Annotated in this window: 11 protein-coding genes; 8 read left to right on the top strand and 3 right to left on the bottom strand. The window is 36.2% G+C overall.

The features are described from left to right. Positions 1 to 9: 9 nt before the first annotated feature. A complete protein-coding gene (locus tag NSQ59_RS19305; protein ID WP_340832438.1) occupies positions 10 to 1,095 on the bottom strand; it encodes a YheC/YheD family endospore coat-associated protein in 1,086 nt (361 codons plus the stop codon). Further along, entirely contained in the window at positions 1,058 to 2,449 is a 1,392-nt protein-coding gene (locus NSQ59_RS19300) for a YheC/YheD family endospore coat-associated protein (RefSeq protein ID WP_340832437.1), read from the bottom strand. Before NSQ59_RS19300 ends, NSQ59_RS19305 begins: the two co-directional genes overlap by 38 nt. A 283-nt stretch (positions 2,450 to 2,732) precedes the next feature. Between NSQ59_RS19300 and NSQ59_RS19295 the strand changes: the two genes are divergently transcribed. The 3 genes from NSQ59_RS19295 to NSQ59_RS19285 all read left to right on the top strand — a co-directional run bounded on the left by NSQ59_RS19295 (position 2,733) and on the right by NSQ59_RS19285 (position 5,410). After that, on the top strand, positions 2,733 to 3,086 hold the full coding sequence (locus NSQ59_RS19295; RefSeq protein WP_055740885.1) for a YlbF family regulator: 354 nt from the start codon (positions 2,733 to 2,735) through the stop codon (positions 3,084 to 3,086). A gap of 379 nt (positions 3,087 to 3,465) precedes the next feature. Further along, positions 3,466 to 4,332, top strand: a complete 867-nt coding sequence (locus NSQ59_RS19290; protein WP_055740884.1) for a Cof-type HAD-IIB family hydrolase — start codon at positions 3,466 to 3,468, stop codon at positions 4,330 to 4,332. Between the two features lie 295 nt (positions 4,333 to 4,627). Continuing rightward, positions 4,628 to 5,410, top strand: a complete 783-nt coding sequence (locus tag NSQ59_RS19285; RefSeq protein WP_340832436.1) for an enoyl-CoA hydratase — start codon at positions 4,628 to 4,630, stop codon at positions 5,408 to 5,410. Positions 5,411 to 5,435: 25 nt separating this feature from the next. Here NSQ59_RS19285 and NSQ59_RS19280 read toward each other — a convergent pair whose 3' ends face one another. Continuing rightward, positions 5,436 to 5,621 (bottom strand): YhzD family protein, encoded by a 186-nt coding sequence (locus NSQ59_RS19280; protein ID WP_055740882.1) that lies wholly within the window; start codon positions 5,619 to 5,621, stop codon positions 5,436 to 5,438. 159 nt (positions 5,622 to 5,780) lie between these two features. On the opposite strand from NSQ59_RS19280, the gene NSQ59_RS19275 reads away from it, so the two are divergent. The 5 genes from NSQ59_RS19275 (at position 5,781) to yhaM (ending at position 13,460) form a co-directional block, all read left to right on the top strand. Further along, the gene (locus NSQ59_RS19275) at positions 5,781 to 6,680 is read left to right on the top strand and encodes an ABC transporter ATP-binding protein (RefSeq protein ID WP_340832435.1); all 900 of its coding nucleotides are present in this window, start codon (positions 5,781 to 5,783) and stop codon (positions 6,678 to 6,680) included. Then, positions 6,673 to 7,926 carry an ABC transporter permease gene (locus tag NSQ59_RS19270; protein ID WP_340832434.1) on the top strand — a complete coding sequence of 418 codons (1,254 nt, stop codon included), beginning with the start codon at positions 6,673 to 6,675 and terminating at the stop codon, positions 7,924 to 7,926. Before NSQ59_RS19275 ends, NSQ59_RS19270 begins: the two co-directional genes overlap by 8 nt. Before the next feature lie 114 nt (positions 7,927 to 8,040). Further along, the gene (locus NSQ59_RS19265; protein WP_340832433.1) at positions 8,041 to 9,276 is read left to right on the top strand and encodes a metallophosphoesterase family protein; all 1,236 of its coding nucleotides are present in this window, start codon (positions 8,041 to 8,043) and stop codon (positions 9,274 to 9,276) included. Between the two features lie 19 nt (positions 9,277 to 9,295). Beyond that, positions 9,296 to 12,265 (top strand): ATP-binding protein, encoded by a 2,970-nt coding sequence (locus NSQ59_RS19260; RefSeq protein ID WP_340832432.1) that lies wholly within the window; start codon positions 9,296 to 9,298, stop codon positions 12,263 to 12,265. A 250-nt stretch (positions 12,266 to 12,515) separates the two neighbouring features. Next, complete coding sequence (gene yhaM / locus NSQ59_RS19255) at positions 12,516 to 13,460, top strand: 3'-5' exoribonuclease YhaM (protein ID WP_055740877.1); 945 nt, start codon at positions 12,516 to 12,518, stop codon at positions 13,458 to 13,460. Positions 13,461 to 13,575: the final 115 nt, after the last annotated feature.

The raw sequence follows: 13,575 nt of genomic DNA, 5'->3' as shown, positions 1-13,575 counted from the left end.
TCATACCTCCTAGTAATCTTCAATAGGTGTTTTGATTTTTGAAGCTAAAAACTGACAATATGCAAGGGGAGCTTCATATAATGTTTCCATTCTATCCGGATTTGTTAAACTAATTATTTTTCTACCTGGCTTCGAATTAATATCTAATATCCATATGGATTGATTCTTCGCAATAATGACATCGATGCCAAGCTCAAACAAGGGATGGAACATGGTTTCTAATTGTTGAGGAAGGATGGATAGTAAATCATTTATTTCATTCTTTAAATAGCTGTGGTTGAACTCGGTTGCATTAGAGCACCATGATTCATAGGAATGTACACTGGCACCGGCAGAAATATTGGTCAATAAGCCATCTTTACTTCCGGTACGAATGGCTCTGCCCCTTTCAATCCACATGCCATTTTCGTCCTTTTGTAATAAAAGCCGAAGATCAAAAGGTGCTCCCGTCTTATTTCGATTATCTAATCTGGGCTGAATAAGGAATATTTGCTTTGTAAGTAACTTTTCCAGCCAAATTTTTGCTTGCTCAAAATTAGTAAATGTTTTTTCAATTACTTGCTCTTGCTTGGTCGTTTGGATTTTTATTGTATTATTAACAAGCTTCAAGGCGTAAACGGCATATCCATGTGCCCCGTTAATTGGTTTTAATATAATTTCATTATGCTGCTTGATTTCTGCAATTACCTTTTCCGGACTGGAGGCTTTCTTTGTAGCTGGTAAATAGGGGGCAATTTCCGGACATTTGATTAATGATTCATATAACCTCCATTTATTAGGAAGTCCGTAACCAAGAAACGTAATATCGCTTCTTGATTTTAACCATGAAACAATGGCTCCGGCTTCTGTTGATTTGCGATCTTCCCCGTAAAAGCAGCGATCATAGAGGAATTCGGGAATGGGATACTCTTTATTGCTCCATTTTTGCAGGTCATTGTCAAAATAAAGACCGCTAACAAGTAATGTATTTGGATTTATCGATAAAGGGGAAAATAGAAAAACGTCGATATTGTAGCGAATTGCTCTTTTGGCAATTTCATCGAAATACGAATTGTTTTCATGTGGAATAAGCGTTAAAATCCCCAATGTTATCATCATGGTTACTCCTTTCTTTCCAAGTGTTTTGACAAAATTGAATAATAGCCTTAGCGGAAGGACGGATCTGACTTTTTTCAGTGCTCAATTGTTTGGATGGTTTCGAGTTTACTTCAATTAGCCATGGATTTCCTGTTGAATCTACTCCGATATCAATCCCTAACTCTACAAATATTTCATCAAAGGCGAGATCGATTACTCTTGAAACTTCAAGCGCTAAGTCCTTCATCAACTGATATGTGAGGAGGGCTCTTTCGTATGTGAAGTGGTTGTGTAAAATATCCATAGGGCGCGACAGTTTTCCGCCTTGTGCAATATTAGAGACAAATTGATTTTCCCCCGATATTCTGCCGACTACAGAGGTAATTTTCCATTCATCATTGTTTATCTTATGGCATAAAAAGCGAAAATCAATTTTTTTATTCTCGAGAGTGATGAGGGGGAGGGATTCCTGGATAATAAAAATTTTTTTCTTAATCCACTTTTGAATGTCTGATGCAGCTTGGATAGATGATGTATATTGCAATTTTGTTCTTTCAGGTGAATTTGAATTTTCGATAATAATATTGTTGTCTTTCTGAAATACATGAATGATTCCACGCCCTTGGCTTCCGTTAACAGGCTTGATAAATAGATCGTTGTATTGAGACAACCATTCTTGAAAGATTGATTTATCATATAAAGTTGTTTTCGGTAAAAATGCTTTAAGTTGTGTGGCATTTTCAAGTTTTTCATGAGCTTCCCATTTCGAAATATAACGGGAATTAAAGAGCACGGATTTGCTTTTTGTCCATTCCGTAAAGGTTTGTCTAAATAATTTTCCGTTTTCTGTTCTTCTTGAATGAATGCGATTATAGATAAAATCAGAATGCGGTAATCGCGCTTTCACCCATTCTCCTTCTTTCATGTAATATCCTTCGTGAGGATATTTTGAAAGGGAGGTAATGAAAACAACAGTACCAACTTGCCTGCCATATTGATGCAGCTCGTTGCTAAAGTCGTGAATAGATCCGAAAAAAGGCTGCAGATCCTTTTTAATCTTCATTTCAGTTAAAACAGTTAAGAAAGGGCCTAAACAAAGCTCATGATTTTTGTAGTATGCCTGTATTTCAAATGTTGCCGGAGGAAGTGCTAATTCTTGATATAGAGTTTGATTCATGATAAGGCTTCGTTCTTTCGTTTCTTTTGCCTGGATTGGTATTAAATCTGCTGAAATACATTTGTCTCCAACACGAATGGAAATGCTTTTTTCAATTGGAATATTAAAATGTTCAATGATATAGAAGGAAATTTGGATAATTGGTGTAAGTTCCTCAAAGTAATTCGATTCTTGCACGGAAACCTGTAATGTCATCGCCATTACCTCTTACGCATTTGTTTTTTTTGGGCTCTTGCTGATATCGTATGATTTTTAATACTAATTGGTTCATTTCTTTTTTATTGGATTGTGGTAGATTTTTAAAATAAAATTGTTGATTCGTATAGTCTATTTATTCATTTCGTTTCCTTATTTAGTCCTTTGTTTCAAATCGATGCCTAAATTGTTTGCGTGTATTGCACGTAAAAAATGGTAGCAGATTGGATAGAATGCCCATACTTTGTTATAGTGGTAAGAGATCTTAGAGGAGGTTTAATAAATGGCATCAAATATTTATGATCTTGCATATGAATTAGAAAACGCATTAAAGAATAGTCAGGAATACAAAACATTACAAGCAAAATATGAGGATATTCGAATGGATCCAGCAGCGAAAAAGTTATTCGATCAATTTCGCAATATTCAAATGAAGCTTCAGGAAAAACAAATGACAGGGCAAAATATATCGCAAAATGAAGTCCAAGAGGCGCAAAGTGTGGCAGCCATGGTACAGCAAAATCCAAAAATCGTTCAATTAATGGATGCAGAACAACATATGAGCATTGCAATTAACGAAGTAAATAAAATTGTTATGAAGCCGCTTGATGAATTATACGGAAAAATGAGTCAATAAGAACAAATGCGAAAAGCTCCTTGCTTATCGACGTACGGACAATTGTAATGGAAGTGCAAATTTCACCTGTTGGGGCTTTGACTGAGATAAAGGAAGCACAGGGAGGTAGTTCAGGAGAAATGCCCGCGATAGGCGCTGTAGCTAGACGTAAACAATATTGTAAGAAAGTTTCAGTGTTAATTTCTTGAACTTCTAAAACTTCAATCAATAAAGTAACTATAGACAATCGTTTTATGGTTACTTTTCTTTTTGTCCCCTTTTTTTGCATCTTAACTAATCCATTTCATAAAGTTCTATCCTCCTCTAAAAACACATAAGTTTATACAAACAAGTGTTAGTCATAAGTGGTGGATGCTGCAAACTAAGAGGGGGAACATCTATGATTTATAAACTGCTTGCGCTGAATATTGATAATACTATGTTGAACAGCAATGGGCGTTTAAATAAAGCAACAAAAGAAGCAATCGAATATGCGGTTGAAAAAGGTATTTATGTTTCTATTGTTACTTCGAAAAACTTTTCAACGGCAAGTAGACTGGGAAATGCTTTAAAAGTAAATGCACCATTAGTCACACATCAAGGAGCCTTTATTGCTAATGAAAAGAAAAACCCAATATTAGTAAAAAAAATTAGTGAGAATTCAACCATTGACTTGGTTCGCTTTTTAGAAGCATTTCATTGTCAAATCCGTTTAGTCCATGAAGACTTTACGCTTGGGAATAAAGGAAAAGTGCCCAGCAATTTAATGGGGAAAATTGTCTTTCAATCCTCTACCCGTTATTCCTACTCGGAGCAATATGTTGATTCATTGGTGGAAAAATTGAAAGAGTCACCTGTGTCCCCTCCAAAAATAGAAGTAATTTTCAATGATCTTGAAGATTTACACGATGCCAGGAAAGCAATCGGAGAAATGTTTCATGAAGTGGACTGCATTGTAAATGACGATACAAAGATGGAGATTGTTCCTGTAGGTGTTTCGAAACTGAAAGGGCTTTTGTATGTATGTGATCAATTAAATATCGGTCGTGAAGAAGTGGTTGCCATAGGGTCCGGCTTAGATGATAAGCCGTTGATAGAATGGGCAGGTCTCGGAGTTGTTATGGGAAATGCATCTGCAGAGCTGAAAAAATCAGCGGATTGGATTACACGCTCGAATAATGAAAATGGTGTATCCTATATGATAAAAGAACATTTTCGCAAACAACCGCCAATAGAATTTTTGAAGAAAATGAATGTAATTAAATAATTGTTTGCAGGTGAAGGTAGACAGGTGCCAGCGCGGGGACCTGTCTTTTTTTGGTGGAGGAGTGCAAGTTATTTACGAGGGACAGTTTGATTGGAAATTATACAAACTGTGTTAAAGGTCAACTAACCCTGAAAATGCCAGAGAAAAGTCCATAGCCCCCGTCAAAAGATTATTTCCCCTATTACAACAATTAAAGTGAATGTTTATTATCTACAGATTAATTACAGACTTTTATGAAAATAATATTTACGAATGAATACTCATTCAGTTATCCTATAATTAGGAGGGGATAAACATGGATGCAGTCTATGAAACCGTTGTTGTGAATTTCAACGAAGATACCGCAACGGTTACATTCAATCGTCCGGATTCATTAAATGCACTAAATTCGGTATTAATTAAAGAATTAAATGAAGCCTTAAAGGAACTATCATTAAATGAAGCTATTAAAATCGTAGTGTTAAAAGGGGAAGGACGAGCGTTTTCTTCTGGTGGAGACATCAAAGAAATGCTGCAGTTAAGTGGGAAAGACCAGTTCTTTTCGATTATGGAGCAGATAAATAGTCTTGTTACAACCGTTTACACCATGCCCAAGCTTACGATTGCAGCTGTAAATGGAGCTGCCGCAGGTCTCGGCTTAAGCTTAGCACTTGCTGCAGATTATGTCATTTGCCATGAAGATAGTAAACTAGCGATGAATTTTATTGGAATAGGTTTAGTTCCAGATGGTGGAGGTCATTTTCATCTGGAAAGACGGATTGGGGAAGAAAAGGCAAAGAAGTTAATTTGGGAAGGCAAAGTATTAAACAGCAATGAAGCGAAGAAAATCGACATCATAGATGAAGTGGCAAAGGACATGAATTCAGCAGTACAAAATCAAATCAAGGCTTGGAAAACAAAGCCTATCCTTGCCATGATCGAGACGAAAAAAATATTCACAGCATTAAACAATCAAAAACTAACAACCATTTTAGAATTAGAAACAAACGCCCAATGGAAAATGAGACAAACATATGATCATGAGGAAGGAATTAAGGCATTCGTAGAAAAAAGACAACCCAATTTTTTAGGAAAATAATAAAATCGACCATTAAGGCCGATTTTTAGCGATGGAATAATAACAGCTTTCCTGAAGGTGAGGTGCATCGATGTGTTTTATCGATTGCCCCTTTTTCAATTAAAATAGTTTCCCCAAGTTTTTTTGCTTCAGCATCATTTGCAGCTTCAAACGTTTCATCCAATAATTTTTCTCCATTTTCCTCAAATACTGTTAATTTGTAGTTAGGCATGGTTGCTCCTCCTAATTGGAAACTTTATCATCATTTTAACATAAATTTTATAATTTTTTACCAATTTAAATATTTCGGTTAAGATAGAATTAAATGGAACCTTTACTAGTTCATTACGTAAAGAACAAATGGATAGCTACATAAAGGAGGATTTTTGGTTTGTCATTAAATATAAATCATGTTACAAAAAAGTTTGGCAATTTTACGGCTGTTAATGATCTATCATTAACCATTCCGAAAGGAGAAATATATGGATTTTTAGGGGCCAATGGTGCGGGAAAAACAACAACTTTTCGTATGATATTGGGCATCCTTACTCCGATTAAAGGTGAGATTACATGGAACGGGAAGCAAATTGATGAAACGGCAAGCTCGCTTGTTGGATATTTACCGGAAGAGCGTGGTCTATACCCGAAACAAACAGTAAAAAATCAGCTTATTTATTTAGCTAGATTAAGAGGAATGGACAAACAAAGTGCGGAAAAAGAACTGAAAAATTGGTTGAATCGCTTCCATGTTCCGGAATATGAAAATAAAAAGGTAGAGGAGCTATCCAAAGGGAATCAGCAAAAAATCCAATTTATTGCCTCTGTCATCCATAAACCAAAGCTATTAATTCTGGATGAACCATTCAGCGGCTTAGATCCGGTAAATGTCGAGCTGCTAAAATCGGCTGTTAACGACCTTAAAAATGATGGAACGACCATTGTATTTTCCAGCCACAGAATGGAGCATGTTGAAGAATTATGTGAAAGTCTTTGTATCATGCACCACGGCAGTCCGGTCGTTCATGGCGGTTTAAAAGAAATAAAAAGGGCTTTTGGAAAGAAAAATGTGACTATCCATGCCGATTTTGATCTTAGCTTTTTGAAGGAACTTGACGGAGTCGTAAAATGGAAAAAGACATCACAAGGAGCCCATTTGCAAATAGCATCAGAAGAAGTATCCCAATCAATCTTTTCCGAAATAACTGGTAAAGGGTTTATCCGTAAATTTGAATTGGAGGAACCTTCATTAAACGATATTTTTATAGAAAAGGTAGGTGCTTCCTATGAATAAATTTTGGATTATGCTTTCCCACACCTATTTCACAAGATTAAAATCTAAATCTTTTATTATTACTTCTATTATTTTACTTGTTGGTGTTCTTTTGTTAGGAAATATGAGCAATATTATCAACTTGTTCACTAGTGGTGATAAGGAGAAGAAGATTGCCGTTATAGACGAAACTAACGGTGTCTTTCAGCCATTTCAAGAGCAATTAAAAGCGGTGAATAAAGATATTCAATTGGACAAAGTACAAAAATCAGAAGATGCGCTCCAAAAAAATATTAAAAACGGTGAATTTGATGGATATATGGTTTTAACTCTTGATTCCAATCAAATGCCAAGTGCTGTTTACAAAGCAAAAACCATTACGGATTCCAGTACGATAAATGATGTAAAACAAGCACTGCAAACCGTTAAAACGATGATGGCTGCAACAAGTTTAAAGTTGAACTCAGATAAGCTAGCACTATTAAATAGCCCAATCTCGTTTCAAAAGGTCAGTCTTGGAGATAATGCAAAATCAGAAAAAGAACTTGCACAAGCCCGAGGTCTTGTATATATTCTATTATTTGCAATCTATTTTTCCGTTCTTTTCTATGCCAATATGGTGGGAATGGAGGTAGCAACAGAGAAATCATCGCGAGTAATGGAAATTCTTATTTCAAGTGCATCGCCTACAAAGCAAATGTTTGCTAAAATTTTTGGCGTCGCGTTATTAGGATTAACGCAAATGGTAGTTTTACTTCTTGTAGGGTATCTTTTAATCAAACAAAATTTACAAAACATGACGGGTGGATTTTTTGAAGCATTTGGATTTTCCAGTACACCAGTGTCGACTATCTTGTATGCAGTGATATTCTTCTTGTTAGGGTATTTACTTTTTGCTACATTGGCTGCTTTTCTCGGATCCCTTGTTAGTCGCATCGAGGATGCACAGCAAATGATGCTGCCGATGACATTTGTAGTCATGATAGGCTTTTTCATTGCAATGTTTGGATTAAACAATCCAGAATCAGGATTTGTTACGGTTACTTCCTTTATTCCATTTTTCACACCGATGATTATGTTCATGAGGGTTGGCATGCTGGATCTTCCTGTTTGGAATGGAATAGCAGGAATCGTTATTCTTGTCTTATCGATTGCTGTTTTAGGAATGATTGGAGCACGGATTTACCGAGGCGGGGTTCTGCTATATGGTAAATCAAACTCATTGAAAAATATCAAGAAAGCATTACAAATGTCTAAAAACCAATAAAATCAGGAAAAAACACCTTTTGTGGTGTTTTTTTTCTATTAATAACCTTTAATAATCTATAAATTTGTTTATAATAAAAAATAGAGAACATATATTCGAAGGAGGCGGACTATCTTGGAAAATATCTCATTTATCCATTGTGCAGACCTTCATTTGGATAGCCCATTTGTTGGTTTGCAATATATGCCGAAAGAAATTTTCAAAAGAATTCAAGAAAGTACTTTCCTTGCTTTTACCAAGGTAGTGGATGCTGCCATTTCGAAGAAGGTTGATTTTATCATCATAAGCGGAGACTTATATGATGGGGAAGACCGCAGTATTAAGGCTCAAGCAAGATTACGCAAACAGATGGAACGGCTTCAAAGTGAAAATATAGAAGTTTTTATTATTCATGGGAACCATGACCACCTAGGAGGTGCATGGACTACCATTGAGATGCCAGATAACGTCCATGTTTTTTCCTCTGATGTAGAGGTAAAGCATTACATAACGAATAAAGGTGTTAAGGTTCACTTATATGGATTTAGTTATCCAGAAAGACATGTAAGAGATAGGAAAGTGGGTCTGTATAACAAAACTCCTGGTGCTGATTTGCACATTGGCATTCTACATGGCCATTGTGAGGGTGGGAGCACACATCATCAGCCATATGCCCCTTTTTCTATCCGTGATTTGCTCGAAAAGGAGATGGATTATTGGGCACTTGGCCATATTCATAAGCAGCAAATTTTACATCAGGATCCGTACATTGTTTATCCGGGAAATATTCAAGGTCGGAATTCAAAGGAACAATCCGTTAAAGGATGTTTTGCTGTCACTTTGTCAAAACATGAAACCACATTAGAATTTATTGAAACCTCTGATATTATTTGGGAATCCATCACCGTTTCAGCGAAAGAGTGCAGTTATTTTCATGAACTGTTTTTAAAATGTAAAGAGGCAATGGATAACATTCGCAAACTGAATCAGGCAATTTTGCTGTGCCTGGAAATCGTAGATACAGAGAATTTAGAGATAAATGCACTCGAAAAAATCACAAACGGGGAGTTAATAGAAAGTCTTCAGGATGGAGAAGAACAGGAAGAAAATTTTGTTTGGACTTATCAGGTAAAACAAAATAGCGCCGAAAAGGATGCAATTTTTTTAAGTGAATATCAATCTTTTAAAAATGAATTAGATAGAGCATTAGTTGTATTGGATGATAATGCTGTTTTTGAAGAAGCAATTGGGGAATTGTATACACATATCAGAAGCAGCAGGTATTTAGACAACTTTTCTGCGGCGGAGAAGACAGAGCTGTTAAACGAAGCGGGGCAAATGCTGTCACAATTGCTAAGTTCAAAATCATAAATAAACAGGAGGTGAAAACATGAAAATGAAAGAAATCTATATATATGGATATGGAAAGCTAATCGATTTTCATTTTCCTTCCGTTACCTCCCTACAGGTGATATATGGTGAAAATGAGGCTGGTAAGTCAACGCTGATGTCCTTCATTCATAGTATTCTATTTGGGTTTCCGACAAAACAGCAGTCGGAGCTTCGATACGAACCGAAAAGTAGCGGGAAATATGGTGGAAAACTAGTATTGGAAACGAAGGATTACGGAGAGGTTACGATTGAACGGATTCGGGGAAAAGCTGTTGGAGATGTAACGGTTACCTTAGCGAATGGAACCGTTGGTAGTGATGAACTTTTAAGTCAAATTCTAAATGGGATGGACAGGCGTATGTACCAATCCATTTATTCCTTCAATATACACGGAATCCAAGATGTTGGAAGGATGAAAGGAGAGGACATTAGCAGGTATTTATTAGCGGCGGGTACTTTTGGGACAGATACGCTTATGAATTCGGAGCAGCAACTGCAAAAGGAACTGGATTCACTTTTTAAACCAAATGGACGCAAGCCGGAACTTAATCAATTGCTGGATCAGCTAAAGGAAAAGGACGGTGAACTAAAAAAAGGAAAGAAACAAAATGAATCCTATACCCTTTTAAAACAACAAGCTTGGCAAATGCAACAAGAGATAAAGCAGTTACAGGATCAAATACATACCTATCAACAAAATATTCAAACCTTGAATCAGCTTATTCAAGATTGGCCTCTTTATCAAGAAAGAGAACAAATCAATCAGCGTTTGCAAGAGATAGGGGAGGTAACGTTTCCGATTGATGGATTAAGCCGATTAGAGCATCTTGAAGACCAATTACGTTCCGTCACCAGTTATTTGACAACCATTCAGGAACGAAAGACGATGCTTGAAAACCAACTGGAAGCAGTCATTCCCGATTCTAGATTAATGGAAAATGAAACTGCCATACAGATGATCTTAGAGCAATGGCCGCAAGCACAGGAATGGCAAGAACAAATGCAAAGATTAACATTTGAAATAGAAAAAATGGATGAGCAGATGAAGAGACTGGCGAGGGATATTCATTTTACTGAAATGGATATTGATCAGATTGGTTCCATCGATTTGGGAATTGGAATGAAGGAGCGCATAAAAAAAGCAACAAAAGATTATTTCGCTTTAGGCACCCGTGAAAAGGAATTATCAAAGCAAGCTGAGGCAGAGGAAAAGGCTTTAGGGGATATTGAATGGAAAATGGAATCGCTTGAAAATAGGCTTATTCCGGAGGATGAGTTTCGCAGGCTTTTTGAAGAGCAAAAGAAACATAATCGCTTGGAACAATTACAGATTGAATATCAGCATGTGAAAGAACAAATCCACATGTTGAAAATGGCAAAGGGAAATAATCAATCGTTTGTTCGTGGAATTCGTCTAATAGGATTTATCATACTTTTAGTATGCTTAATGGTTTACAGTTTTGTATCTAAACAAAGTTTTCTTGCGATTATCTCCTTAATAGGGGTTGTCTTTCTATTGGTTTCTTCTTGGTTGGAGAAAGGAAAGAGAAAGAGTTCATCGAGTGAGCTTTCAATATTAGTAGAAAGAGAAAAAGATTTATTGGAGCAGTTGGATGAACGAGAAAATAATCTTAAACAATCGGAAAAATACGCAGAACAATTAGAGTTAAGACAGGAATGGAAGGATCTGCTTCTTCAGCTTGAAATGCAGCAAAACCGTGTTGAAAGTGTTCATTTAGCTTTAGAACATTGGAAATTAGATTGTAAAGAAAATGAAGAAATTCTTAACAACATTAAAAAAGAACTGCTGCTTCAACATCATTTTGCAACTGATCAGCTCCCGGATGCTTATGACATACTAATGGAACTTTCTAAGGTAATCCAAAATAAATACCAAAAAAGAAAAAATTTCGATATATTAAAAGCAAAATACGAGGAATGGGAAAGAAAAGTAGAAGCACTCACAAAAACCGAAAAGGAGCATTCATTACCAATCAATGAAGCTATTATTCGCCTAAAAAATGATTGGAACAAAGCAAAAGAAAGTCAAGGAAAATATAAAGAAGGATCAGTAAAGCTTGAAGAACTAAAAAATGATGAACGAAAATGGTCAAATGAAAAAACAGCACTGAATAGTGCAATAGAAGAACTGCTACGGGACGCTCATGCGAAAGATAAGGAGGATTTCCGCAAGAAAGCGAAAGTATACACTGAATACCAGGAACTCCAATCTAATCTTGCAATTCTGGAGAAAAAATTCAATCCAAATACTTTTGCCGATGCTGAAATAGGTTCTTTGGATGAGCTTGAAAAGGAAAAGCAAAAATTCGCTAATCTTGTTCAAACAAACTCCAAAAAACTGGATTCCCTTCATAAGGAGTTTGCACAAGTGAATTATGAAATCACCGTTTTAGAAGAAGGCGGAACCTATACAGAAAAACTCCACGAATTTTATCAATTACGGGATCAATTCAATAGTAAAGCAAGACATTGGGCAAAAGTGGCGATTGCGAAACAATTGTTAAAGTTAACGATGGATCGTTTAAAAAAGGAGCGTTTTCCAAAGGTAATGGAAAAGGCGGAGGTATTTATACGACTGCTTACGAATGAGCAGTATATTCATATACATTTACAAGAAGACGGAAATTTTGTTGTGGAAAGAAACGATCGAATGATCTTTGCGCCAGAAGAGCTAAGTCAAGCGACAGCAGAGCAATTATATGTCGCTATTAGATTTGCACTTGTTGATGTACTAAAAGATGATTATCCGTTTCCTATCATCATTGATGACAGCTTCGTAAACTTTGATCAAAAGAGAACGAACAAAGTTATAGAATTACTAAAAGAAATAAGCAGAACGACTCAGGTGCTGTTTTTTACCTGTCATCAGCACCTTCTGCAAGAATTTTCTCATGAAACAATAATAGATTTAAAGGCTTCTCTGCAAAAAGTGGAGACCATTGGATAATTTTTAAAAAGTAATCGTTATGCAATTTATGGTATACTCGGTTTAAACCTTAAGTAAGGCTCTTTTCTTAAATATAGATGCTTTTGCAAAATGAAAATCTTATAAACTTCCTAATTTGGATTAGAAATGAATATCCATTATAAGAAAAGATGCCCCGAAAATAAGTCTAATTTAGGATTTAAAAATAAAATACGAAAGATAAGAATTTATACGAAAACAATCAAAGAAGAGAGAAACGGGGGTATAAAAAATGACCAAAGGACTTATGGAATTTGAAGTCGGGGAACAATTAGAAATGTTTTTGCTGGTAAAAACTTGTACAAAGGGGATTGCGAGTAATGGCAAACCCTTTTTGTCGCTCGTATTGCAGGACCGCTCTGGTGATATAGAGGCAAAGCTCTGGGATACATCTGACCAGGATGAACAAACCTATAAGGCTGAAACAGTTGTGAAGGTAAATGGGGATGTTCAAAATTATCGCGGGCGTCTTCAACTAAGAATACGTCAAATCCGCCCCGCAAATCCGCAGGATAATGTTCAAGTCTCAGATTTCGTAGAAACGGCACCGCTTAGTCAAGATGAGATGATGAGCCAGATAACCCAATATATATTTGAAATGAAAAACCCGAATCTCCAAAGAATTACGAGACACTTATTAAAAAAATATAATAAGGGATTCTTAGTCTATCCAGCGGCAACAAAAAACCATCACGAATTTGTTTCGGGGCTTGCATACCATGTTGTATCTATGTTAAATCTGGCAAAAGCAATTGCTAATTTATACCCATCGTTAGACAAGGACTTATTATATTCCGGCATCATCCTACACGACCTAGGTAAAGTTATGGAGCTTTCCGGTCCGATTTCCACTACTTATACAGTAGAAGGGAATTTGTTAGGACATATAACCATCATGGTCAATGAAATTGGTAAAGCGGCAGAGGAACTCGATATCCATGGTGAGGAAGTAATGGTGCTGCAGCATTTGGTATTAAGCCATCACGGGAAGCTGGAATGGGGCAGTGCAAAGACTCCGATGATCAAGGAAGCTGAGATACTGCACTATATTGATAATGTCGATGCCAAAATGAATATGTTGGACCGTGCATTAAGACATGTGAAGCCAGGGGAATTTTCGGAAAGAATATTTGCTTTGGAAAATCGTTCTTTCTATAAACCTACTTTTCATAATTAAATAACCTTCAATGAAAAACCGAGTAAAAAGCTTCACTCTTGCTTTTTACTCGGTTTCTTTGTGAATAGGGGGTAAGGCGGACACAGAATCCGTTATTTTCAATAAATGCCCCATA

It is taken from the genome of Margalitia sp. FSL K6-0131 (assembly GCF_038008735.1).
Classification (GTDB): Bacteria; Bacillota; Bacilli; order Bacillales; family Bacillaceae_C; genus Margalitia; species Margalitia shackletonii.
The sequence above is the reverse complement of the archived record's forward strand: the minus strand, read 5'-3'. Positions and strand labels throughout refer to the sequence as shown.

Coding starts and splice junctions, on each gene's coding strand:
- NSQ59_RS19285 (WP_340832436.1), top strand. CDS start 4,628: ATGGATGCAGTCTATGAAACCGTTGTTGTGAATTTCAACGAAGATACC.
- NSQ59_RS19290 (WP_055740884.1), top strand. CDS start 3,466: ATGATTTATAAACTGCTTGCGCTGAATATTGATAATACTATGTTGAAC.
- NSQ59_RS19280 (WP_055740882.1), bottom strand. CDS start 5,621: ATGCCTAACTACAAATTAACAGTATTTGAGGAAAATGGAGAAAAATTA.
- NSQ59_RS19295 (WP_055740885.1), top strand. CDS start 2,733: ATGGCATCAAATATTTATGATCTTGCATATGAATTAGAAAACGCATTA.
- NSQ59_RS19270 (WP_340832434.1), top strand. CDS start 6,673: ATGAATAAATTTTGGATTATGCTTTCCCACACCTATTTCACAAGATTA.
- NSQ59_RS19260 (WP_340832432.1), top strand. CDS start 9,296: ATGAAAATGAAAGAAATCTATATATATGGATATGGAAAGCTAATCGAT.
- yhaM (WP_055740877.1), top strand. CDS start 12,516: ATGACCAAAGGACTTATGGAATTTGAAGTCGGGGAACAATTAGAAATG.
- NSQ59_RS19305 (WP_340832438.1), bottom strand. CDS start 1,095: ATGATAACATTGGGGATTTTAACGCTTATTCCACATGAAAACAATTCG.
- NSQ59_RS19300 (WP_340832437.1), bottom strand. CDS start 2,449: ATGACATTACAGGTTTCCGTGCAAGAATCGAATTACTTTGAGGAACTT.